Origin of the sequence: Salmonella sp. SA14318 (genome assembly GCF_029866905.1) — a bacterium.
GTDB lineage: Bacteria > Pseudomonadota > Gammaproteobacteria > Enterobacterales > Enterobacteriaceae > Salmonella > Salmonella enterica.
The window spans coordinates 65,103-87,730 of the sequence record NZ_CP123282.1; the positions used below are offsets into that span (position 1 = coordinate 65,103).

20 protein-coding genes are annotated in these 22,628 nt (G+C 52.0%); 15 read left to right on the plus strand and 5 right to left on the minus strand.

Features of this window, described 5'->3' with window-relative positions:
- Positions 1 to 34: 34 nt before the first annotated feature.
- Both QEN32_RS00320 and QEN32_RS00325 read right to left on the minus strand, forming a co-directional pair.
- Complete coding sequence (locus QEN32_RS00320) at positions 35 to 1,417, minus strand: glycoside hydrolase family 1 protein (protein WP_001270479.1); 1,383 nt, start codon at positions 1,415 to 1,417, stop codon at positions 35 to 37.
- Between the two features lie 105 nt (positions 1,418 to 1,522).
- A complete protein-coding gene (locus tag QEN32_RS00325) occupies positions 1,523 to 1,816 on the minus strand; it encodes a YicS family protein (protein WP_000824217.1) in 294 nt (97 codons plus the stop codon).
- Between the two features lie 196 nt (positions 1,817 to 2,012).
- Between QEN32_RS00325 and dagR the strand changes: the two genes are divergently transcribed.
- From dagR to QEN32_RS00365, 8 genes are all read left to right on the plus strand, one after another.
- Entirely contained in the window at positions 2,013 to 4,811 is a 2,799-nt protein-coding gene (gene dagR, locus QEN32_RS00330; RefSeq protein ID WP_001252672.1) for a transcriptional regulator DagR, read from the plus strand.
- A 218-nt stretch (positions 4,812 to 5,029) separates the two neighbouring features.
- Entirely contained in the window at positions 5,030 to 5,455 is a 426-nt protein-coding gene (locus QEN32_RS00335) for a PTS sugar transporter subunit IIA (RefSeq protein WP_000214106.1), read from the plus strand.
- A gap of 10 nt (positions 5,456 to 5,465) precedes the next feature.
- Entirely contained in the window at positions 5,466 to 5,951 is a 486-nt protein-coding gene (locus tag QEN32_RS00340; protein ID WP_001284295.1) for a PTS system mannose/fructose/N-acetylgalactosamine-transporter subunit IIB, read from the plus strand.
- Positions 5,952 to 6,096: 145 nt separating this feature from the next.
- On the plus strand, positions 6,097 to 6,846 hold the full coding sequence (locus QEN32_RS00345; RefSeq protein WP_000380259.1) for a PTS sugar transporter subunit IIC: 750 nt from the start codon (positions 6,097 to 6,099) through the stop codon (positions 6,844 to 6,846).
- A complete protein-coding gene (locus tag QEN32_RS00350; RefSeq protein ID WP_001526325.1) occupies positions 6,843 to 7,703 on the plus strand; it encodes a PTS system mannose/fructose/sorbose family transporter subunit IID in 861 nt (286 codons plus the stop codon). The genes QEN32_RS00345 and QEN32_RS00350 overlap by 4 nt, the downstream gene beginning before the upstream one ends.
- Before the next feature lie 3 nt (positions 7,704 to 7,706).
- A complete protein-coding gene (gene dgaE, locus QEN32_RS00355; protein WP_000188466.1) occupies positions 7,707 to 8,816 on the plus strand; it encodes a D-glucosaminate-6-phosphate ammonia lyase in 1,110 nt (369 codons plus the stop codon).
- A complete protein-coding gene (locus tag QEN32_RS00360; RefSeq protein ID WP_001186148.1) occupies positions 8,803 to 9,546 on the plus strand; it encodes a 2-dehydro-3-deoxy-phosphogluconate aldolase in 744 nt (247 codons plus the stop codon). Before dgaE ends, QEN32_RS00360 begins: the two co-directional genes overlap by 14 nt.
- 235 nt (positions 9,547 to 9,781) lie before the next feature.
- Positions 9,782 to 10,723 carry an Rpn family recombination-promoting nuclease/putative transposase gene (locus QEN32_RS00365; RefSeq protein WP_000749540.1) on the plus strand — a complete coding sequence of 314 codons (942 nt, stop codon included), beginning with the start codon at positions 9,782 to 9,784 and terminating at the stop codon, positions 10,721 to 10,723.
- A gap of 42 nt (positions 10,724 to 10,765) precedes the next feature.
- Here QEN32_RS00365 and QEN32_RS00370 read toward each other — a convergent pair whose 3' ends face one another.
- Positions 10,766 to 11,668, minus strand: a complete 903-nt coding sequence (locus QEN32_RS00370; RefSeq protein WP_000535970.1) for an EamA family transporter — start codon at positions 11,666 to 11,668, stop codon at positions 10,766 to 10,768.
- A gap of 505 nt (positions 11,669 to 12,173) precedes the next feature.
- Here QEN32_RS00370 and QEN32_RS00375 point away from each other — a divergent pair.
- The 5 genes from QEN32_RS00375 to cigR all read left to right on the plus strand — a co-directional run bounded on the left by QEN32_RS00375 (position 12,174) and on the right by cigR (position 16,608).
- The gene (locus QEN32_RS00375) at positions 12,174 to 12,869 is read left to right on the plus strand and encodes an MgtC family protein (RefSeq protein ID WP_000392700.1); all 696 of its coding nucleotides are present in this window, start codon (positions 12,174 to 12,176) and stop codon (positions 12,867 to 12,869) included.
- 218 nt (positions 12,870 to 13,087) lie between these two features.
- Entirely contained in the window at positions 13,088 to 15,814 is a 2,727-nt protein-coding gene (mgtA, locus tag QEN32_RS00380) for a magnesium-translocating P-type ATPase (protein WP_094913579.1), read from the plus strand.
- Between the two features lie 21 nt (positions 15,815 to 15,835).
- Positions 15,836 to 15,928, plus strand: a complete 93-nt coding sequence (gene mgtR / locus QEN32_RS00385; protein WP_001082118.1) for a protein MgtR — start codon at positions 15,836 to 15,838, stop codon at positions 15,926 to 15,928.
- A 12-nt stretch (positions 15,929 to 15,940) separates the two neighbouring features.
- On the plus strand, positions 15,941 to 16,027 hold the full coding sequence (gene mgtU / locus QEN32_RS00390) for a magnesium transporter protection protein MgtU (RefSeq protein WP_251009859.1): 87 nt from the start codon (positions 15,941 to 15,943) through the stop codon (positions 16,025 to 16,027).
- A gap of 101 nt (positions 16,028 to 16,128) precedes the next feature.
- On the plus strand, positions 16,129 to 16,608 hold the full coding sequence (gene cigR, locus QEN32_RS00395; RefSeq protein WP_001065324.1) for an anti-virulence regulatory inner membrane protein CigR: 480 nt from the start codon (positions 16,129 to 16,131) through the stop codon (positions 16,606 to 16,608).
- Positions 16,609 to 16,836: 228 nt separating this feature from the next.
- On the opposite strand, the gene QEN32_RS00400 is transcribed toward cigR, so the two are convergent.
- Positions 16,837 to 17,517, minus strand: coding sequence for an isochorismatase family protein (locus tag QEN32_RS00400; protein WP_000106464.1), 681 nt, complete (start codon positions 17,515 to 17,517; stop codon positions 16,837 to 16,839).
- A gap of 783 nt (positions 17,518 to 18,300) precedes the next feature.
- Between QEN32_RS00400 and QEN32_RS00405 the strand changes: the two genes are divergently transcribed.
- Together QEN32_RS00405 and QEN32_RS00410 are read left to right on the plus strand one after the other, a co-directional pair.
- Positions 18,301 to 19,158: a transcriptional regulator gene (locus tag QEN32_RS00405; protein ID WP_017442028.1), complete on the plus strand. Its 858-nt coding sequence runs from the start codon at positions 18,301 to 18,303 to the stop codon at positions 19,156 to 19,158.
- A gap of 10 nt (positions 19,159 to 19,168) precedes the next feature.
- On the plus strand, positions 19,169 to 19,633 hold the full coding sequence (locus QEN32_RS00410) for a hypothetical protein (RefSeq protein ID WP_001521985.1): 465 nt from the start codon (positions 19,169 to 19,171) through the stop codon (positions 19,631 to 19,633).
- 94 nt (positions 19,634 to 19,727) lie between these two features.
- Here QEN32_RS00410 and misL read toward each other — a convergent pair whose 3' ends face one another.
- Positions 19,728 to 22,595, minus strand: a complete 2,868-nt coding sequence (gene misL, locus QEN32_RS00415; protein ID WP_265322184.1) for an intestinal colonization autotransporter adhesin MisL — start codon at positions 22,593 to 22,595, stop codon at positions 19,728 to 19,730.
- Between the last annotated feature and the right edge of the window lie 33 nt (positions 22,596 to 22,628).

The following is a 22,628-nucleotide window of genomic DNA, read 5'->3' on the forward strand; positions in this document are numbered from 1 at the left end:
ACGACGTTAGTCGTTATCCGGCAATAATAAATGCTTAATCAAAACCGTTATGCTCTGCGGTGGCGGCAAACCATTCTCCGCTTTTTTTCACCGTGCGCGTTTGGGTGGCTAAATCCAGTTGTACAAAACCATAGCGATTTTTATAGCCGTTCAGCCATGACCAGTTATCGATAAAGGTCCACATGTGGTAGCCAAGACAGTGACAGCCCTCGCTAATGCCTTTATGCAGCCATTTAAGATGCTCAGAGATAAAGTCAATCCGGTAATCATCGTGAATCTGTCCCGCTTGCACAAAACGCTGCTCGTTCTCAACGCCCATCCCGTTTTCGGAGATAAAACAGCGCGGATTGCCGTAATTATCCCGTAGGTTGGTAATGATGTCGTAAATTCCTGGCGCGTAAATTTCCCAGCCGCGGTAAGGGTTCATCTTGCGCCCCGGCATGTCGTAATAGTCAAATAACCACTCCGGCATAAACGGCGCTTGCGGATTCACCGCCGTATCACGGCATTTCACGCGGCGCGGCTGATAATAGTTAATCCCCAGTAAATCGATTTTGCCGTCGGCAATAAGCTGACGGTCGCCTGGCTGACAGGCAGGCAACTGGTCATAGGTTTTCAGCAGCGCCACCAAGTCCGCCGGGTATTCTCCCTTTAATACCGGGTCAAGAAAACTGCGGTTGAATAACAGATCCGCATGATGCGCGGCTTGCACATCGGCGGGATGCTGCGAGCGTGGGTAGGACGGCGTCAGATTCAGCACTACGCCGATTTCACCGTCGTAGCGCCCGGCGCGCCAGGCGCGCACGGCGGTCGAGTGCGCCAGCACGGTATGGTACGCCACGGTGGCCGCACGTTTAAAATCCACCACATTGGGATAGTGGAAGTCGTACAAATAGCCGCCCTCCACCGGCACAATCGGCTCGTTAAAGGTAAACCAGTGCTTCACGCGGTCGCCAAACAAGGTAAAACACGTTTGCGCGTACCGACCAAACGCCTCTACGACGTCGCGATTTTCCCAGCCGCCTTTCTCCTGCATGACCATCGGCATATCAAAATGGAACAGCGTAATAAACGGCGTGATGCCCTGCGCCAGTAGCTCGTCGATGACGTGATTGTAGAAGCTCACCGCTTGTGGATTCACCTCGCCTACACCGTCTGGAATGAGCCGCGCCCAGCTTAGCGAGGTGCGAAAACTGTTGTGTTTTAACTGTTTCAGTAGCGCGATGTCTTGCTTCCAGTGGCGATAGAACGTTGAGGTTTCCGCTGGACCGATGCCCTGATGAAAACGACCCGGCTGGCGCTCGAACCACACATCCCACGTGGTCTGGCTTTTACCGCCATTCAGACTATCCCCTTCGGTTTGCAACGCTGAGCAGGCGCTGCCCCACCAGAAGTTATCGGGAAAACGGTATCGCATTGTCGTGCTCCTTGATCGCGTAAATTCGCTCCAGAATACGCGCTTTTGGCGAACAGAAACCGGTTACAGTCCGCATTTTCGCGACCAAAAAGCGGAAAAGCTGTGCTACATCTCCGGGCATTCCACCTTGCCGAGAGCCTGCCAGTAGTTATGCTGATTGTTGCGCTCTATCGCGATCATCGCCTCCCGAATATGCTGCTGGTTCCCCTCGCTTGCCATGATTTTTTTCTCCCAGGCTTCATCGGTTAGCGCGCCTTTGGGCGTACACATTTTGCGCAAATCCTTTAAAATCGTATTTTTTTCATGCGCCGACTGGAGTGAGCTAAACGGAGAGTCGGCATACGTGACGCCTGGTAGCGCGACAAGTGTGGCAATAAGCAGAAGCGTTTTTCGTTTCATAAACGGTATCCTTATCGGTTTGCACTTTTTCAAGAGTAAGTGTAGACCGTGCGACGTTCACTCATCGGGGCGTGCTATCCGTTGGCGTTGAAGTCAGACAAAAGTGGGAAGGCGGCTTCTCGCTGCGCCTTCACTTTCTTGCGTGGCAGAATAGTGTATGTTCTGACTACTCTTTTATTTCGTAAGCGGTAGTGTAATGAGACGTATTGAGATCGTACTGGGAGAGCTGGAACGGCTGACGCGCGGGCTATGCCTTGCCGATTTGGCGCAGGAGACGGCGTTTACGGCGGAGGCGATAGGTTTCAATCTTGGGCTGGCGCGTAACTCCGTCAGCAAAGATCTCAATCAGTTATGGAATGACGGCCTGGCAATCAAAAGCCGTGGCCGCCCGGTCTATTTTCTGCATCGCCAGGCGCTGGAAACGTTGCTGGGACGACAGCTGGAAGAGTCTGAACGCGAGGTGCGGTCGGTGGCGGATGTGCTGCCGCATGAAGAGCATTACGCGCCCGACGATCCGTTTACCAGCCTGATTGGTTACGATCGCAGCCTGCGCGATGCGGTAGAAAAAGGCCGTGCGGCGGTGCTCTATCCGCACGGTTTACACGTTCTGCTTACCGGACCGTCCGGCGTCGGTAAAACCTTTTTTGCGGAACTGATGCACCGTTTCGCCTGTGAACAGGCGAGCGGCGCTATCCCGCCGCTGGTCTACTTTAACTGCGCGGAATACGCCCATAACCCGGAACTGCTCTCCTCGCATCTGTTTGGTCATCGGCAGGGGGCGTTTACCGGCGCGAATGAACATAAAACAGGCCTCGTGGAGCAGGCGGACGGTGGTTATCTGCTGCTGGACGAGGTGCACCGTCTGTCTTATGAAGGGCAGGAAAAGCTGTTCTCTATTCTGGATAAAGGCGAGTACCGTCCGCTTGGCGTGAGCAGCCAGCCGCGATCAATTTCGGTACGCCTGATTTGCGCCACTACCGAGCCGGTCGGGTCGGCGCTGTTACGTACTTTCCAGCGGCGTATTCAGGTATGCATTGATTTGCCGGGCATTCGCCAGCGCTCCGTTGAAGAACAGATCGAACTGATCGTGGGGTTCTTACAGCGGGAAAGCCGCAAAATAGAACGCACGGTCAGCATTGATAAACCGTTGTTGCTCTGGTTGCTGAATAAACCCCTGGAAGGCAATATCGGTCAGCTAAAAAGCGATATTCAGTTTCTCTGCGCTCAGGCGTGGGCATCGGGAATGACCGAGCATAACGACACGCTACAGCTGGATAAGCGGCTGGCGGAGATGTCGGTTAACCCGACGCCGGAACAGCGTCTATTGGTGGATACTCTGTTTGACGGTAAAGCGCGGCTAAATATAGACGCGCGCACGCTGCCCGCATTGAAGACGTCGCTGGCGACCGGGGCGGAAATTGAAGAGAGCGACCTCTTTTACAGCTTCCTGACGCGCGAGTATGTTAATTTGCGCAACAGTAACGTCCCCCCGGCGGAGACGCTGGCGATCCTGAAAAATAAACTCAGCTCGATTTTTGAATACGGTCTCTACAGCCGCGACAGCGTGGCGCATCCGCCGCGCTATGGCGACCAGATTGAAGAGCGCGTGACGCTGCTGATTGGCTGCGTAGAACAGGTGTTGGGATTTTCGCTGCCGGAAAATCTGGTTAACCCACTGCGTAAACACTTCCTGGCGCTGATAGGCTACGTGCAGCGCGGCCTGATCCCGCAGCTTTACTCTTCCAGTTTGATCCTGGATCGCTGCAAAGACGAATATGACAACGCCACGCTGCTGTGTCGGAAAATCAACGAACTGCTGCATATTCAGTGTCCGGCGACGGAAGTGGTCTGGCTATGCCTGTTCCTGAAAGAGTGCCGCCATTATCGTCAGCGCATCGATGCCAGCCCCGACTGCGGGGTTATTTTAATCGCCCACGGCGCGACCACCGCCACCAGTCAGGCGCAATATGTCAACCGCGTGCTGGAGCGCGAGTTGTTCAGCGCCATCGACATGCCGTTTGAACAGTCGGTGCATGACACGCTGGAAACGCTGACCCAAATGATTCAAACCCGCCAATATCGGCGGCTTATCCTGTTGGTGGACATCGGCTCATTGATCCATTTCGGCAGTACGATCAGTAAGTTATTCCAGATAGATGTTTTGCTCATGCCGAACATCACGCTGACCAGTCTGCTGGAAGTCGGGCTGGATTTAAGCTATGAAACCAGCGACTTACCACAGTTGACGGCGCTCCTGCAGAGTAAAAATATCCCCTGCCAGCTTTGTACGCCGCAGCAGGAGAACGGCGGCAAAGTGCTGGTCATCTCCTGTATTACTGGCATGGGAACGGCGGAAAAAATCAAAAAGGTGCTGGAGGAGAGCTTTGGCGAACTGATGTCGCAGGACACCAGGATGGTGATCCTTGATTATAACGAGGTACGAAGTCTGGAGCGCGTTCAGCAGGCATTGAATGCCAGCGAGCGGCTGGCGGGGATTGTCGGCACTTTCCAGCCGGGGCTGCCGGATATTCCGTTTATTTCGCTGGAAGAGCTTTTCTCCGAACAAGGGCCGGAACTGGTGTTGAGCCTGTTAACGCCCGATCTGTCCAACGCTGAACGCCGTCTGGAGATGGAGCGCAGCGCCATGCGCTTTATCAGCGCGCTAACGATGGAGAGTATCATCAACCATATTTCCGTGCTTAACCCGCAGCGTATTCTGAAAGAGATGGAGGGCGTTTTTAACCATCTGACGTCTTCGCTTTCCCTGAAACCAAGCCGCCAGGTGACACTGCGCTTCCTGATCCACTGCTGCTGTATGGTAGAGCGTATTGTGATTAACCGAAAACCGTTACAGATGGCGTTGGAAAGTCAGCCGAATCTGGACGCGCGCGCGTTTAGTGTCATCAAATCCGCTTTTCTGCCGATCGAAGACGCCTACGCCATCCGTTTATCGGATGCGGAATATTTTTATATCTACGAACTGCTCTATAGTTAATCCTTTTACTGGCGGGGCTTCGCGCCTCGCCAGACCTTTCTTCTTCCTCGCGTGACACAAATTCTGGCACAACCTTTGCTCTTCTGATGATGCGTTATGCCGGATAGCGGCGTAAACGCCTTATCCGGCCTACCGGGAGTGTCCTGTAGGCCCGGTAAGCGCAGTGCCACCGGGCAATATATGCCGGTGTCCTCATGTAATTGCGCCAGGAGGCCATTTTGACTACCACACAACCGTTGCCCCACATCCTGCTGCTGACGCATGGCGGCTGGGGACAACCGCTTTGCAACAGCCTGCGTATGGTCACGGGCGAAATTAAAGGCGTGACGGAAATCGCGCTAATGCCTGTCGATACGCTGGGCGAGTTTTATCAACGCGTCGAGGCCGTGGTGAAAACGCTGCCGGAAGGCTCGCTGATCCTGACGGATTTTGTCGGCGGCACAACGTCCAACGTCGCGGCGCGGCTAAGCGCCGATTATCCGGTGGCGGTGATCGCCGGATTGAATGCGTCGCTACTGCTGGAGGCGCTGGACAGGCGCGAACAAGGGATGCTAACCGCCTGCGTGGACGAGTTAGTTGAGGCCGGGCGCAGTAGCTGCCTGGATGTGGTCGCCCATGTACGTCAGCTACAACAATCACTCTAAGGAAAACATCATGGCCAATATCGTTTTATGCCGCATCGACAGCCGTCTCATTCATGGGCAGGTTGTCACGAAGTGGGTCGGACAATCTCAGGCGAACCGGATAGCCGTTGTGAGTGATGAACTGGACGCCGATCCGTTTATGAAAAATATCTACCTGATGGCCGCGCCGCCAAATATCAAAGTGGATTGCTTCGGCAACCAGAGTTTTGCCGCCGCATGGAAAGAAAATCAGCTTGGCGACGGTAACGTGCTGGTGCTTTTTCCCTCACTGGCAGCGGTGCAGGACGCCATACAACTGGGCTTTGACGTTACCCGCATTCAGGTTGGCGGTCTCGGCGGCGGGCCAAACCGCAAGGCGGTTTTTCAGAATATTACGCTGGATGAAAAAGACGTCGGCATTCTTAACGACCTGAAAAACCGTGGCGTTCAGGTATTTTTCCAGACCATTCCGGAAGATAAGCCGCAGCCGCTCGACGATATCCTGAAAAAATTCTAACCCTTTAATAGACACAAAATCATTCTGGATGCATCGAGGCGGCAACTGAGTGAATCCCCTGGAGCTTACTAAAGTAAGTGACTGGGGTGAGCGAAGGCAGCCAACAAAGAGGCAGCCTGAAGGATGAAGTGTATAGGATAACACTATGGATACCTTACTCTTTGCAAGCCTGATGGGGTTGTATTACTGGTTTGCCCGTTTACGCCTCGGCTACACCTTCTCCGCGATGCTGTTACAACCGGTGGTGATCGCGGTATTTGTCGGGCTTTTGCTTGGCAATATGCAGACCGCGATGATTATCGGCGCAGGGATGCAGCTCGTTTATTTGGGCGTGACCTCAACGCCGGGCGGCAACGTGCCGTCGGACCCGGCGCTGGCGGCCTGTATCTCCATTCCTATCGCGGTGAAGGCCGGTATGGACCCAAACCTGGCGATCGCGCTGGCAATCCCGTTTGGCGTGATTGGCGTGTTTCTCGATCAGCTGAGGCGCACGCTGAATGCCGCCTGGGTGCATATGGCGGATAAACACGCGGAAACGGCAAACATGGCGGGCATCATGCGTTGCGCCTTTCTTTACCCGGCATTGCTGGGGCTGGTGCTGCGCTTCCCGGTGGTCTTTGCCGCTAACTACTTTGGCCAGGATGTGGTGGAAAGTTTCCTTAAACTGATGCCGCACTGGTTAACCCACTCCTTTGAAATCATGGGCGGCATTCTGCCGGCGCTGGGCTTTGCCATCACCATTATGGTGATCGGTAAAAAGAGCCTGTTGCCGTGGTTTATCGGCGGGTTCTTCGCGGTGTTGTACCTCAAGGTCGACATCATGGCGATGGCCATCTTCGGCACCTGTGTCGCCTTCCTGATTAAAGGCCTGGCGAAAAATGAAGGAGCAGCATGATGAGCAGTGACGTAATGCAACATGAACTGGTTGAGCGCGCGCGGGAAAGCGGGGCGCTGACCAAAGCAGACATCACCAAAGCCTGGTTTATCTACTGGCTGGGCGCCGAGGTTTCCAGCTCCTATGAGCGCTTACAAAGCCTGATTTTCTGCGCCTCGATGACGCCGATCATCAAAAAACTTTACCCACAAAAAGAGGAGCAGGTAGAAGCGCTAAAACGCCACCTTAACTTCTTTAACTCCGAGCAGACCTTCGGCGCGGTGATTCAGGGCATCTCTATTGCCATGGAAGAACAAAAAACGCGCGGCGAGCCGATTAACGACTCGTCTATCACCGGCATTAAAACTGGCCTGATGGGGCCGCTTGCCGGGATGGGCGACTCGATTATCTGGGCGGCGGTGATGCCGCTGTTGATAGCGATCTTTATTCCGTTCGCGGCAAATGGCAGCGCAATGGGCGGTATTATCCCGCTGATTCTCTACCCGGCGATCACCCTGGCGATCAGCTACGGCATGGTCCACAAGGGATATACGCTGGGGCGTGATTCGATTATCGGCCTGCTGCAAGGGGGGCGAATCAAAGAACTGATCTACGGGGCCAACGTGCTGGGTTTGATCATGATGGGCGCGCTTTCCGCCAGCTACGTCAAAATCACCACGCCGTTAAAAATTAGCGCTTTGAAAGGATCTGAAGTGGTGGTTCAGCAGATCCTCGACTCTATCGCGCCGGGCTTACTGCCACTGGCGGCGGTATTCGCCATCTACTTCTATCTGGTAAAAAAAGGGCCGCGCTACACCACCATTTTGCTGTCGATTGTCGCACTGAGCATAGTCTGTTCGTTGTTGGGAGTGCTGTAAATCATGACGCCGAATATCTATCAACAACTGGGGTTGAAAAAGGTCATTAACGCCTGCGGCAAAATGACCATTCTGGGCGTCTCAAGCGTCGCGCCGGAGGTCATGCAGGCCACCGCGCGCGCGGCTTCCGCTTTCGTCGAGATTGATGCGCTGGTGGAAAAAACCGGCGAACTGGTATCGCGCTATACGGGTGCTGAAGATAGCTATATCACCTCGTGCGCCTCGGCGGGTATTGCCATTGCCGTCGCTGCCGCTATCACCCACGGCGATCGGGCGCGCGTCGCCCTGATGCCGGACAGTACCGGTATGGCCAATGAGGTAGTGATGCTGCGCGGGCATAATGTGGACTACGGCGCGCCAGTCACCAGCGCCATTCGTCTTGGCGGCGGGCGCATAGTGGAAGTGGGGTCGAGCAATCTGGCGGCCCACTGGCAACTGGAAAGCGCCATTAACGAAAAGACCGCCGCGCTACTGTATGTGAAATCACACCATTGCGTACAGAAAGGCATGTTGAGCATTGACGATTTTGTACAGGTGGCGCAGGCCAACCACCTGCCGTTGATTGTCGATGCCGCGGCGGAAGAGGATTTGCGCGGCTGGGTGGCGAGCGGCGCGGATATGGTTATCTATAGCGGCGCGAAAGCCTTTAATGCGCCAACCTCCGGCTTTATCACTGGTAAGAAAACGTGGATTGCCGCCTGCAAAGCGCAGCACCAGGGGATTGCCAGGGCAATGAAAATCGGCAAGGAAAACATGGTTGGGCTGGTGTATGCGCTGGAGAATTACCACCAGGGCCAGACGACCGTGACCGCAGCACAGTTACAGCCGGTCGCGGAAGCGATTTCCGCCATCCATGGACTTTATGCCGATATCGAACAGGATGAGGCCGGGCGTGCAATCTGGCGTATTCGTGTGCGGGTGAACGCATCTGAATTGGGGCTGAACGCGCAGGACGTCGAAGCGCAGTTGCGCGGCGGCGAGATAGCGATTTACGCCCGCAAATATCAGCTTCATCAGGGGGTTTTTAGCCTCGATCCACGCACGGTAGCTGAAGGGGAAATGGCATTGATTGTGGCGCGACTCAGGGAGATTGCAGAACATGCAGCAGATTAATTTTTATCGTCAGCGGGTAGCGATTAACGTGCTGGCAAAGGATATCGCCAACGCGAAGGCTATCTATGAAGCCGCCGAAGGCCATGCGGTCATTGGCGTACTTTCCGCGCAGTTCGCTACGGTAGAAGAGGGCGTGCCGGAGGTGAAACGCTGGATGGCGGAGGTGCCGTCTATCTCAGTGGGTCTGGGCGCAGGCGACCCGGCGCAGTACTACAAAGCGGCGATGATTGCCGCCCATACTCACCCGGCCCACGTTAACCAGACCTTTACCGGTAGCGGCTTCGCAGCGGGCGCACTGGCGGCGACAGGCGGCGAGCAAACACATATTAACGCCCTGGTCAGCCCGACGGGAACGCCTGGCGAGGTGGTGATTTCTACCGGCGTCAGCAGCAGCCAGGGAACGCCAGCCCGCGTTTCCTGTGAAGCGGCGGTACGCATGATGCAGGATATGGGCGCACATGCGGCGAAGTTTTTCCCGATGGGCGGCGAAAAGTCGTTACCGGAACTCTATGCGCTGGCGACAACCGCTGCCCGCCACGGCATGACGCTTATCGAGCCGACCGGCGGTATCTCACTGGATAATTTCGGTATTATCCTGCAAACCTGCCTGGAAGCAGGCGTGCCGCGCGTCATGCCGCATGTTTACAGCTCGATTATCGATCCGCAAACCGGCAATACGCGCCCCGAAGAGGTCATTCGGTTGATGGAGATAGTCAAAGCGCTGGTGTGAGATTTATCGCCGAAGAGCGCTGCGTTCACCTGGCCTACAGATGACGTGTATTTGTAGGCCCGGTTAGCGTTACGCTACCGGTCGATAATGCGTAGCAGGCCGGGCAAAAATGTACGTATTGCAGCCGTCAGTGATTCCCTTTCGAGCCTCCTCGCAGGGGTAAATTTTCCTGAATGCTGTCTGTATTTTTGGCGAGTACAGTGGCGTCATCTTATGCCTCAGGTGACGGATCGCCATGAAAAAAAGCCCCACGTCCACGCCTCATGATGCGGTATTCAAAACGTTTTTACGCCATCCGGATACCGCGCGGGATTTTCTCAATATTCATCTTCCCCATTCGCTAAGAATACGTTGCGATCTGACGACGTTGAAACTGGCGCCGGACAGTTTTATCGAGAAAAATTTACGCGCGTTTTATTCCGATGTCCTTTGGTCACTAAAAACGTGTGAAGGCGACGGTTATATCTATGTCGTTATAGAGCATCAGAGTACGCCAGACGCGCATATGGCGTTCCGGTTAATGCGTTACGCGACTGCCGCGATGCAGCGCCATCTGGATGCTGGCCATAAAACGTTACCGCTGGTGATTCCCATGCTGTTTTACCATGGCGCGAAAAGCCCGTATCCCTTTTCGCTGTGCTGGCTGGATGAGTTTGACGATCCTGCACTGGCGCGTCAGCTTTATGCGACGGCATTTCCACTGGTAGACATTACGGTGGTGCCGGATAACGAGATTATGCAGCATCGACGTATCGCGATGCTGGAGCTGGTACAAAAGCATATACGTCAGCGCGACCTGATGGGATTGGTCGAGCGCTTAGCGGTACTTCTGATTACGGGAAACGCTAATGACAGTCAGCTAAAAGCGCTGTTTAATTATTTGCTAATACAGCATGGCAGCACGCCTCGTTTTGGCAAGTTTATCCGCGAGGTGGCGCGTCGTGTTCCCCAACACAAGGAGAGATTAATGACGATCGTAGACAGAATACGTGAATCGGGGCGCAGAAAAGGTAAGCGTGAAGGCGTGCAACAAGGCATACAGCAAGGTATACATCAAGGTAAGCAGGAGGAAGCCTTGCGTATTGCGCATACGATGCTGGAACAGGGGATCGAGCGAGAGATGGTGCTGATGATTACCGGGCTTTCTGACGAAGAGATTAAGGCAAAGCGCCATTAAACTTTTCCCTCTTCCGCCCGGTCATCGTGATTATCAACGGCGTTAAGCGGCCCGCGCGCGTCGACGGGAATCGAGGGAGATCAGAATCACTGACGAGAGAATGAGCAGCGTGCCCAGCCAGTCCGGCAAGGTAAAACTAATCCCCAACAGCAGTAGCGACAGCAGGGCGCTACTTAACGGTTCCGCGCAGCTTAAAATGCTGGCTTTGGGGCCACCAATCAGTTGCGCGCCTTTCAAATAGAGGCTGAACGTCAGCGACGTACCGATCACCACAAGGTAGAAAAAGGCCAGAATCAGACTGCCGCTCACCGCAAAGTGCGTTCCTTCTTTAGCGTAGAAGGGCAGCAGAATAAGGCCGCCAAAGGACATACTCCAGCCGACCACTGGCAGCGTGCCGTATTGGGCGATTAGCCTGGAAGGCCAGGTCGTATAAAAGGCGGCGGCAAATGCGGAGGCGATACCCCAGAACAGCGCGCCTGAAGAGATCGACAGCGATGTTGGATTGCCGTGAGTCACCAGTAAAAAGGTGCCGATAAGCGATGTAAGAATGGCGGTTAAGACCAGAATGCCTGGTCGTGTTCTTCGCGCTAATGCAAACCACGCTACAATAATGGTCGGCGATAAAAATTGCAGCACTGTCGCGGTGGCGGCATTGGATTTTTCAATCGTGAGCAGGAAGGTTAGCTGAACGGTGAGCGCGCCCACCACGGAGAAAATCAGCAGACTCAGGGCATCTTTGCGGTTTTTAAGAATTGAAAATATCTTATCGCCGTGCATAAAGGAGAATGTCACCAGTATCAGCCCGGCGAATAACAAACGTATCATCGTCAGGAACTGTGACGACATACGGCTTTGCTCCATGATGTACTGCGCGCAAACGCCTGAACTCCCCCACAATACGGCGGCAATCAGGACGTTTAGCATCCCTTTTCTGGTGGAACCCATTTTTTCCTCGTCATGTTGTTTTATTTTTTTACGTGCAGGCATCATAACAGAGCTATCGTCGGTATTAAGCAGGAATTTATTGTTTAATGATTTCAGACGAGCCTGTTATTGACATAATATTGTCATTTTTTTGCCATAGGAAATATCAAACAAACTTAAACAAATCGTCACTATCCCCGCCTTTGCACTTTACAGAACATATTGACTGACTATAATAAGCGCAAATTCATGCAGGAGTAATATGTTGGACAGTCACTTTTACGTAAATCATCTGGCAAGTTAACGCACGCTATTCCTGCGCTGCTTGCCGAACCGGTGGGCAGCAATCTCCCCTTGTGACGATTGTCATCCCAATAATGTTACAACACGCGCATTGTCGCGAGGTAATCGTCATGTTCATGTTTAAACACGCTTTATTTCCTCCGCCGTCAACACGACGCTAATTGCCTCAGGGCAGAAATTTGTCGTGTGCTAAATATAGCACGTACTTATTCTTCCAGAAAAAATGGAGGAACGTATGTTAATGTTTCCTTATATTTTGAATTTACTGGCCGCTATGCTGTTGGGCGCGCTGATTGGCGCGGAAAGACAATGGCGTCAACGTATGGCGGGATTACGCACTAATGCGCTGGTGGCGACAGGCGCCGCCGTTTTTATTCTGAGTTCCATGACGACATCGCCAGACAGCCCCGGGAGAATTGCGGCGCAGATTGTCTCTGGTATTGGCTTTCTGGGGGCGGGCGTCATCATGCGCGAAGGGATGAATGTGCGCGGACTGAACACTGCGGCAACGCTATGGTGTTCGGCGGGCATCGGCGTGTTATGCGGCTTAGGGCAGTTCAAAAATGCGCTGGCGGCGACGATCATTATTCTTTGTGCCAATATTTTACTGCGTGAAGCGGCGCAGCGTATAAATCAACTCCCGGTATCCGCCGAGGGAGAAAAACGTTATATCCTGAAAGTAACCTGTAATAAAGAAGATGAGAGCGAGGTTCGTCAGTGGTTACTGAATATCGTAAAAGAGGCCGCGATCTGTTTACAAGGGTTAGGTTCGGTCCCCGCTCAGGAACAGGGCTATAAAGAAATTCGTGCCGAGCTCGTGGGTCATGCTGATTATCGTAAAACGCGAGAGCTGATTATATCCAGAATAGGTGATAACGATAATATCACCGCAATTCACTGGAGCATTGATAGCCAATAATAGTTTTTATTCAATTTCAACATTACGCCAGGCGTATAAGGAGGGAATGATGGATATTCCCGAGTCGATAAAATAAAACCCACTCAAAATAGTGAGTAAGCAATAACCTTTTTTATGCATAGATAATTCTCCCGGGGCATTCACCTTCAAATCGTGAGTTTACTATTCCCTGGGCGTGATATGCAGGAAACACTACACCTTAATTTTGGGGATTCATCATGACTGACATGAACATTGAAAACCGGAAACTCAATCGCCCGGCGTCAGAAAATGATAAGCAGCATAAAAAAGTATTTCCGATCGAAGCGGAAGCTTTTCATAGCCCGGAGGAGACACTGGCGCGGCTGAACAGCCATCGTCAGGGCCTCACGATAGAAGAGGCTGGCGAACGGTTGAAAGTGTATGGGCGCAATGAAGTGGCGCATGAGCAAGTTCCTCCGGTGCTGGTTCAGCTTCTGCAGGCATTCAATAACCCGTTTATTTACGTTCTGATGGCACTGGCAGGGGTCAGTTTCATCACGGATTACTGGCTCCCGTTACGCCGTGGCGAAGAGACCGATCTCACCGGCGTGCTGATTATTCTGACGATGGTCAGTTTGAGCGGGTTATTGCGTTTCTGGCAGGAGTTTCGCACTAACAGAGCAGCACAGGCGCTGAAAAAGATGGTTCGCACCACCGCCACGGTGTTGCGTCGTGGGCCGGGCAATATAGGCGCGGTGCAGGAAGAGATTCCCATTGAAGAACTGGTGCCGGGCGATGTGGTTTTTCTGGCCGCAGGCGATCTGGTGCCCGCCGACGTCCGACTGCTGGCGTCGCGCGATCTCTTTATCAGTCAGTCAATTCTTAGTGGTGAATCATTACCCGTAGAAAAATACGATGTTATGGCTGATGTGGCAGGTAAAGACAGCGAGCAATTGCCTGACAAAGATAAAAGCCTGTTAGATTTGGGCAATATCTGTCTGATGGGAACCAATGTAACCAGCGGCAGAGCGCAAGCGGTCGTGGTTGCGACGGGAAGCCGTACCTGGTTCGGCTCGCTGGCGAAATCCATTGTGGGTACGCGTACCCAGACGGCTTTCGATCGCGGAGTCAACAGCGTGAGCTGGCTGTTGATACGCTTTATGCTGATCATGGTGCCGGTTGTCCTGCTGATTAATGGTTTCAGTAAGGGAGACTGGGTAGAGGCTTCGCTGTTCGCGCTGGCGGTTGCGGTGGGGTTGACGCCGGAAATGTTGCCCATGATTGTCAGTTCCAACCTGGCAAAAGGCGCGATTGCGATGTCGCGGCGTAAAGTGATCGTCAAGCGCCTGAACGCTATTCAAAACTTCGGCGCGATGGATGTGCTGTGTACAGATAAAACCGGCACCTTAACCCAGGACAATATTTTTCTGGAGCATCATCTGGATGTGAGCGGTGTAAAAAGCAGCCGGGTATTGATGCTGGCCTGGCTGAATAGTAGCAGCCAGAGCGGCGCCCGGAATGTGATGGATCGCGCCATACTGCGTTTTGGCGAGGGCCGCATCGCGCCATCGACAAAAGCGCGCTTCATTAAACGCGATGAACTGCCATTCGACTTTGTACGTCGCCGGGTATCGGTACTGGTGGAGGATACGCAGCATGGAGACAGATGCCTGATCTGCAAAGGCGCCGTTGAAGAGATGATGATGGTAGCCACCCATCTTCGCGAAGGCGATCGTGTAGTGGCGCTGACGGAAACACGCCGCGAGCTGCTGCTGGCGAAAACCGAAGATTACAATGCGCAGGGATTCCGTGTATTGCTGATAGCGACACGTAAGCTGGATGGTTCCGGGAACAATCCGACATTAAGTGTGGAGGATGAGACCGAACTTACCATCGAAGGGATGCTCACTTTTCTCGATCCGCCGAAAGAGAGCGCCGGAAAAGCGATTGCCGCGTTGCGGGATAACGGCGTGGCGGTCAAAGTCCTCACCGGCGATAATCCGGTCGTGACGGCGCGTATCTGTCTGGAAGTGGGTATTGATACGCACGATATCCTGACCGGAACCCAGGTTGAGGCGATGTCAGATGCCGAACTGGCATCTGAGGTGGAGAAACGCGCAGTATTCGCCCGGCTGACGCCGTTACAAAAAACGCGTATTTTACAAGCGCTACAGAAAAATGGTCATACCGTTGGTTTTCTTGGGGATGGGATCAACGACGCGCCCGCGCTTCGTGATGCGGATGTGGGGATTTCCGTCGATAGCGCCGCCGATATTGCTAAAGAGTCATCAGATATTATTCTGCTGGAAAAAGATCTCATGGTGCTTGAGGAAGGCGTTATCAAAGGGCGGGAAACCTTTGGCAATATCATTAAATATCTGAATATGACCGCCAGCTCTAATTTCGGCAATGTTTTTTCGGTACTGGTAGCCAGCGCGTTTATTCCGTTTCTGCCGATGCTGGCGATTCATCTGTTGATCCAGAATTTGATGTACGACATTTCGCAGTTGTCGTTGCCGTGGGACAAAATGGATAAAGAGTTCCTGCGTAAGCCGCGGAAATGGGACGCGAAAAATATTGGCCGTTTTATGCTATGGATTGGCCCAACGTCTTCTATTTTCGATATCACAACCTTTGCGCTGATGTGGTACGTCTTTGCAGCTAATAACGTAGAGGCGCAGGCGCTCTTTCAGTCCGGCTGGTTTATTGAGGGTCTGCTCTCGCAGACACTGGTCGTGCATATGCTAAGGACGCAGAAAATACCGTTTATCCAAAGTCGGGCGACGTTGCCGGTATTATTGACGACCGGCTTGATTATGGCGATAGGCATTTATATTCCATTCTCACCTCTGGGCGCGATGGTTGGACTGGAGCCGCTGCCACTGAGCTACTTCCCGTGGTTGGTGGCGACACTATTGAGCTACTGTCTGGTGGCGCAAGGCATGAAGCGCTTTTATATCAAACGCTTTGGCCAGTGGTTTTAATGATGTTTGAGGATCGCCCAGATGAATCGCTCACCCGATAAAATCATCGCGCTGATATTTTTACTGATTAGCCTGTTGGTGTTGTGTTTAGCCCTCTGGCAAATCGTTTTATAACGAGGTGACGCCATGCAAAAAAAAGGGTTGGACAAAATTTTTTATCAGGTTGTCCTGATAGCAATCATCCTGATTTTACTGACTATCTGGATACGATAAGCTGATGTTGGCGAGCCCCGCTTAAAATAAGAATCGATGTAGTTGTTCTTTTTATGGCAGGGCGCTATTTTCATGGTATCCCACATCAGAAGGGCAATATCATGAATAATCGTCGTGGTTTAACCGCCGTCCTGGCGACGTTGATTACGTTTTCCCTGAGCGCTACGCCTGTGCTGGCGAATCCGGGAAATGGCAATGGCGGCGGACATGGTAATAACGCGGCTAATCAGGGTAATAACGGTAACGGACATAAAGGAAATGCCGGGCAAAAAACGGAACACCGTAAAAATGGCGGTAAACCGGATCACGTCGAGTCGGACATTAGCTACGCTGTCGCCAGGCAACTGGCAGTGAATTTAGGGCTGACGGGTTATCAGTCTTTACCTCCGGGGATTGCGAAAAATCTGGCGAGAGGAAAACCGCTGCCGCCGGGAATCGCTAAAAAAACGGTGCCGGCGTCTATGCTGGGACAATTACCTTATTATCCGGGCTATGAGTGGAAAATCGTTGGGGATAATCTGGTGCTGATCGCGCTCAGTACCGCGGTGGTCACGGCGATTATTAATGGCGTATTTGATTAAGAGCCTATCCCACCAGGCGTTATTGGCGCAGCCAGTTTGGACACGGACAGCGCGCAAAAACCGGAGCGTACACGTAGTACGTGAGGTTTGACTCGCTACGCTCGCCCTTCGGGCCGCCGCAAGCGGCGTTCAAAACGCTAACGCGTTTTGGCGAGCACTGCCCAGGTCCAAAATGGCAAGTAAAATAGCCCCATTAAATGGGGCTATTTAGCCGCTTCAGGGCGTTATTTATGCGCGTTGAGAATCCAGCAGTTCATTATTTTTTACTACTTCCTGCGCTTTGGTATAACTTTCAATCAGTAGCTGATAGGCCGGGAATATTTTGGTATATACATCCGCCCATTCTGCGGCATCTTCCCGATTCCAGGTACGTTGCAGCTCAGAGGCTACCGCCGCGGTATCCATTGGTACTACGCCCGCCTGCACCACGCGGGCCATCGTAATTTCCTGCGCCATTTTACTGTACGTACCGGAGGCATCAATTACCGCAAATACCTTGTACCCTTCCGCGACGGCGCTGATGGCTGGAAAAGCCATGCAGACACTGGTAATAGTACCGGCGACGATCAGCGTTTTACGGCCTGTCGCTTTTACCGCTTGTACAAAATCGGCATTATCCCAGGCATTAATTTCCCCTTTACGCGCGACATATTGCGCGTGGGGCGCATTCGCATGGATTTCCGGAATCAGCGGACCATTTGGTCCCTGTGGTACGGATGCGGTAGTAATGACCGGCATATTGCATAAGGTAGCGATCTTAGCCAGCGCCGCGGCGCGCGCGCGTAATTCCGGCATCGGCATGTCGCCGACGGTCTGAAACAGGCCACTTTGGTGGTCAATCAGCAGCATTACTGCGTCGTTAGCATCAATGGCAGGGCGTTGACCGTTAAAATTCGCGGGTGTAGACATAATTCATTCCTTGTTGTTGCCTTTCACTGATAGTCACTATCAGTGTTAAAGTCATTAATCGCCGGGGCGATTTCCGTTTTTAAGCTGATGACAGTAATCCGTTGCCGATCCTGGATTACCCTGGTGAGTTCTTTCTGAAGGAATATTCATCGACATCACCTTCAGTCGATTTACTTTCACGCGAATTTGTTATCACAACAATATTCATATTATGAATAAATGTTTCTATTTTACATGTCAGAGAGGATTATTGATTGAAAAAACAAACTATGTCCCTGCAAATTGTTTCTGATAGATAATTTTAAAATTATTTGGTATAAATTTGAAATATGTGGGTTAAGGATTAACTTATTTATATTTAAATAACATAAAGCACAGCTTAAATATTAAGTGGGAAGCGTGCTTTTATTAAGTATGGCTACTGTAACTCTTAATAAATTGGAAACTATCCCTACATAACGAGTGCTGCTTTTTTGGATATTACAAGTCATTATAGGAACACGTTGAATAAAACCTTGTCTTTCATATGATATAGATTGTCAGGATATATTTTCTCATGATTTATCTATGAGATATTAAAACGTAGTGGCACAGTAAATTTGGCCACTTGATTAAAGGTGATATTCTCACCTCAATACAAAACAGGAGACTTAACGAACAAGAAAACCAAACGTACTTTCACCCCTGAGTCTGCTATAATGAGAAAAGCGGTGTCTACGCTTACCTGTTAATGTCTTATGCCTCTCGCTCTTCTATATGATCGGTATGTGCAAGGGACAATCCATGTCCTGCTGCGCAGCCACAGCATCAGACTATACTCAGTGGTGTCTATTAACCCTCTCCAACTACGTTATGTTTTGGCATGGTAACAATGCGATGTTATGGATAATTAACGATAATATTGAATTTAATCCAGAAATGAATCGCCTGGCGTCATTATCGAGGCCAGATCTCAACATTATTCTGACAACGCCCGCCAGCCGCTGCTTGCGCCTTCTGCTGGAAAACGCCCCCTCCGTCGTCTCACAACAAACATTCTTTCAAAAAGTGTGGGAAGAAGACGGCATGGTGGTGTCGGCAAATACGCTTTATCAGAATATCTCCATTATTCGCCGCGGATTACGTACCGTTGGCGAAAATGAAGATACGCTGATAATCACGGTTCCGCGTAGAGGCTTTCAGATTGAGCCTGGTGTGAGCCTCATGACCATCCGCAAAGACTTCGCTCAGGCAATAGAAAAAAAGGGTGAGACGCCACCGCGTATGTCAGGGCGTTGGTTTAAACATTATGTACCTGTACTTTGGATGACCGGGACATTTGCTGTCGGTATTTTGCTTGGCACTATAAGCTGGCAAACCGTTCCCGATAAGGATTTTTACGATCGCTACACGCTGGTTGAAACAACGCAGGGTTGTCATTTTTTCTCGCGGAATGAAGATATCGAAAGCGGTAGCCGCTTTGCAAGCTATAAGTCAATGATTCTAAAAACCGGTATGGATTGTCAGAAATACCCATGGGTCTATTTCCCTTCCAGTAGTCGCACCCCTGCGGTTACGGCATTGATTTGTCAGCAACCTTATAAAACGCGCGGTGATACAGGCTGCGTGACGCTTTTTTTCCGCGGGGTGACACATGGGTAAAAAGGCACTGATGTTAGCCTGCCTGACGCTACTGTTTCTGGGAGTAGGGCTTGGGCATCTTTTTCATTTATATACGGAAAAGAACCGGGATCCAGAGAAATGTACGGCGCCTGTGATTGTGTTTTATAACAACACTCAGGCTAACCTGACGCTGGACTTTATGTATTCGCTGAAAAAACGCACTGGAGTGGTTTCCATCAGCGGAACGTATTACGTCGATAATAAAATGAGCGGCGTGATCCGCCGTGATGTTTCCTATGTATGGAGTGAAAATAAAGACAGCACCCATTTTATATCGACGGATATCAACAAAGTCACGCGTGACGAAACACTGTCCGATGCGGTTATCGAGACGGTTTTACCCGATTTTTATGTCTATCCAGGGAAAAGCATCAGTTACACCATCCTGACTCAGGGCCATCGTGGCTTTATGTTCACCATCGGGAAACGCCCGATATTTTTCTGTACACATTAAGCTGTTTTGGGAGCCGTTCATGGAACGTATCAGCCAAATGAAAGCGCTTCCGGGTAAAAGCCGCTGAAGATCAGCGGCTCTGTTGTTACCTGAATCAAAAACTGTATTTAACCCCCAGTAGGCCTTGGGTATTACTATAGCCCTGGTCACCTACCTGCTGCGCCACGTTACCCCATACGTTCAGGCGCGGGGTAATTTGTCCTTCAATACCCACTTTCAGTTCACCAATATTTTTCGTACCACGCATATCGCTGCTGACATCGTCCATCTTCACGCTGGCAGGCTGCGTATTATGGATCCAGTTCGCTTCCACGAATGGCTGGAACTCTCGAGATTTATCGTTATCAATAGCATTGTGGCCGTTAATATAGGCTTTTACGCCCATGCGGGTTAGCAGATTACCGGCGGTATCATCCTTGACGAGGGTACCATTGGCTTCGCGATTGTCGTCAGCCTGCACGCCCATCCATACCACCTGCGCTTTGGGCTGCAACCAGTAGCTTTGATGCGCGCTTTCACCTAACCTGAAGCTGTAACCGGCTTCAACCGAGGCGGTAATTCCTTTGGATTTATATTTCTCAGCGGCCTGATCCTGACCCATGACCTTGTTATCAAACCAGTTGTACAGCATCCAGGTATCCACATAAGCCCCAGACCGATCGATATTGTTAGCATACCAGGTGCCGTAAAGGCCGACGCTGTAACCGGTGACTTGACCACGGGAATGATAGTCACTCACGGAAGACTGCGTGCGGTTCTGGCTGTTGGCATAACCTGCCATTGCACCAATATGCCAACGGTCAAGACCGTCAGTGCTCCACTGTGCCAGATCGCCTCCCAGTTGTAACACATAGCTGTTGATGCGGGTTTTTAGCTGCCCGCTGCCATCGTTGAAGCGAGTATGGGCGCCGACGTTACGCATCCACAGGCTGGTGACCTTCTTCTCACCCGTCAGCATGTCGGTGTACTGGGTTTCACCCAGACGGTCATGGAGACGCGTCATGAACAGCGTATTTGCCGCATAGTTGTTGGCAAGATAGCTGCCCACTTCCGGACGGAACTGATGTTCTGTTATCGGCGGTGTGTCAGATTGCCCTATGTCAGGAATTGTCGGATCAGGGATGACCGGGTCTACTGGCTCAGGGTCTACTGGCTCAGGGTCCACCGGATCGGGAATCACAGGGTCAGGGATAACCGGGTCTACTGGATCAGGGTCCACCGGATCGGGAACGACAGGGTCAGGGATAACAGGGTCTACTGGATCAGGAATAATCGGTTCGTCCGGCTCAATGTAGCTGGTCAGATACCAGTTTTTACCTTTCTGCACCACGTTGTAGTCATAGGCTCCGGCAACAATACGGCTTGCTTTTTCGAAAGTACCGTTGGAATTGCCAGCAACGTTAACAATTTCAATACCTTCAATGGTTTGCGCCCCGGCTCCTCCAATATTATTTACTGCAACAAATGTGTTGCCTGAAGTATTGCCGAGAACCTGCAGCCTGTCCGTTTCGGAATCATCATCGTTGAGCACAGTATTAAAGACCAGCTTACCGCCGTTGCCTACATAATCTTCATTGATGGTGAGCGTTTGCCATGGCTCGCCATCTTCATGGCTGAAGTTAATGGTTGCGCCACTATTCAGCGTCAGGTCAGTGAGCGTTGAGCTGCTGGTCATATTCCAGGTCGCATCGCTCATTTGTACAGAGATAACGCCTGTGCCCGCCGTAGCGCTGGTGATGTACGACGCCCCGTCCCATCGCGAGTTGTCCGTCATATTGAGCTTAATCGTACTGTTCTGCTGCGGTAGCGTACCGCTGGCAGCGGTGGCGCCAGCAGCACGAAGATCACCGTCGATGACGAAACGACCTCCTGAAGAACCGTCAACAATGCCGCCAGTTTCCGTGCTGATGGCGTAACTTTCGCTACTGTTATCGCCCGCCATAGTAATAGCCGCACCGCCTGCCAGATTAATGGCGCCTCGGGAGAGGGCGTATAAACCGGCAGGGGCTTTACTATAGGATGCAGCCTTACTGGCGCTGTTAACGCTAATAGTGGCATTCTCTCCCAAATTAACGGTAGCGTTAGTTGCATATACCGCGTGTGCGCTGGCACCGTTCACCGTAATAGTAGCGTTGTTGCCAAGCTCGGTTCTGGAGGAGGATGCTGCGTAAATCCCCGTTGAGGATGCGCCGGAGGTTTCGATGGTTGCATCGTCACCCAGACGAATCAACGAACCGCTTTGTCCGGTACGCAGCCCCTCCGAACTGTCGCCGGTAGTAACAATATGTGCACGATTGCCGACGACAATCGTATTTTTGGCACGTGACGCATCCCGCATGGCGTTAGCTGTAATTCCACGTCCCTGGCTACCTGTTGTTTTGATATACAGATCGTCGCCGACGTAAATATTGGCCGATCCGGTCCAACCCTGGCCCAGTGAGTTATATCCGGCGTTAATACCGTCACCATCCTGACCATCCACGTAGATGTTGGTACGGTCACCGGTAATAATAAATACCGGGTTATCCGGAGTATTTGCGCCGTGAGTACGGATGCCATCGACGTCTCTACCATTATTCGCGGCATTCGCCGACTGCGTCCGAATGGTCAGGTCGTTGCCAAAAATCACGCCCGGACTTCCCGTCCCGCTGTTTTGAATAACCGTGACAGTGTGTTCAAACGCCTCCGCGCCCGGCCCATTAAGCGTGAGGCCATTGCCATAAACCGGGATGGTGCCGGTGTTCCACTGATAAACGTAGTTGGGCATGGTACCGACTTTGGTGAAACCGGTACTGGCCTGAGCGGGAATAATAGCCTGTAATTCCGGCGGCAACTGACTAACCAGCCCACTGGATGGCAGACTATCAACGTCGACCCAGGCCGCCTGGGAGGGAAATACCATAGAGGCTAACGCTGCTGATACCGCTATGGCGATGAATGAGTAATTTTGGGGAGTTGGCATTCTGCCTCCTGCATTATGGCGTAAAGCGTCTTC

What these genes read in the sequence shown, in the direction of transcription:
- QEN32_RS00375 (WP_000392700.1), top strand. Translation starts at nt 12,174, where the DNA reads ATGGAGGAACGTATGTTAATGTTTCCTTATATTTTGAATTTACTGGCC.
- QEN32_RS00370 (WP_000535970.1), bottom strand. Translation starts at nt 11,668, where the DNA reads ATGGGTTCCACCAGAAAAGGGATGCTAAACGTCCTGATTGCCGCCGTA.
- QEN32_RS00350 (WP_001526325.1), top strand. Translation starts at nt 6,843, where the DNA reads ATGATGAGCAGTGACGTAATGCAACATGAACTGGTTGAGCGCGCGCGG.
- mgtR (WP_001082118.1), top strand. Translation starts at nt 15,836, where the DNA reads ATGAATCGCTCACCCGATAAAATCATCGCGCTGATATTTTTACTGATT.
- QEN32_RS00405 (WP_017442028.1), top strand. Translation starts at nt 18,301, where the DNA reads ATGTCCTGCTGCGCAGCCACAGCATCAGACTATACTCAGTGGTGTCTA.
- QEN32_RS00325 (WP_000824217.1), bottom strand. Translation starts at nt 1,816, where the DNA reads ATGAAACGAAAAACGCTTCTGCTTATTGCCACACTTGTCGCGCTACCA.
- QEN32_RS00410 (WP_001521985.1), top strand. Translation starts at nt 19,169, where the DNA reads ATGTTAGCCTGCCTGACGCTACTGTTTCTGGGAGTAGGGCTTGGGCAT.
- cigR (WP_001065324.1), top strand. Translation starts at nt 16,129, where the DNA reads ATGAATAATCGTCGTGGTTTAACCGCCGTCCTGGCGACGTTGATTACG.
- QEN32_RS00320 (WP_001270479.1), bottom strand. Translation starts at nt 1,417, where the DNA reads ATGCGATACCGTTTTCCCGATAACTTCTGGTGGGGCAGCGCCTGCTCA.
- mgtA (WP_094913579.1), top strand. Translation starts at nt 13,088, where the DNA reads ATGACTGACATGAACATTGAAAACCGGAAACTCAATCGCCCGGCGTCA.
- dgaE (WP_000188466.1), top strand. Translation starts at nt 7,707, where the DNA reads ATGACGCCGAATATCTATCAACAACTGGGGTTGAAAAAGGTCATTAAC.
- QEN32_RS00365 (WP_000749540.1), top strand. Translation starts at nt 9,782, where the DNA reads ATGAAAAAAAGCCCCACGTCCACGCCTCATGATGCGGTATTCAAAACG.
- QEN32_RS00340 (WP_001284295.1), top strand. Translation starts at nt 5,466, where the DNA reads ATGGCCAATATCGTTTTATGCCGCATCGACAGCCGTCTCATTCATGGG.
- QEN32_RS00360 (WP_001186148.1), top strand. Translation starts at nt 8,803, where the DNA reads ATGCAGCAGATTAATTTTTATCGTCAGCGGGTAGCGATTAACGTGCTG.
- QEN32_RS00345 (WP_000380259.1), top strand. Translation starts at nt 6,097, where the DNA reads ATGGATACCTTACTCTTTGCAAGCCTGATGGGGTTGTATTACTGGTTT.
- misL (WP_265322184.1), bottom strand. Translation starts at nt 22,595, where the DNA reads ATGCCAACTCCCCAAAATTACTCATTCATCGCCATAGCGGTATCAGCA.
- QEN32_RS00400 (WP_000106464.1), bottom strand. Translation starts at nt 17,517, where the DNA reads ATGTCTACACCCGCGAATTTTAACGGTCAACGCCCTGCCATTGATGCT.
- mgtU (WP_251009859.1), top strand. Translation starts at nt 15,941, where the DNA reads ATGCAAAAAAAAGGGTTGGACAAAATTTTTTATCAGGTTGTCCTGATA.
- dagR (WP_001252672.1), top strand. Translation starts at nt 2,013, where the DNA reads ATGAGACGTATTGAGATCGTACTGGGAGAGCTGGAACGGCTGACGCGC.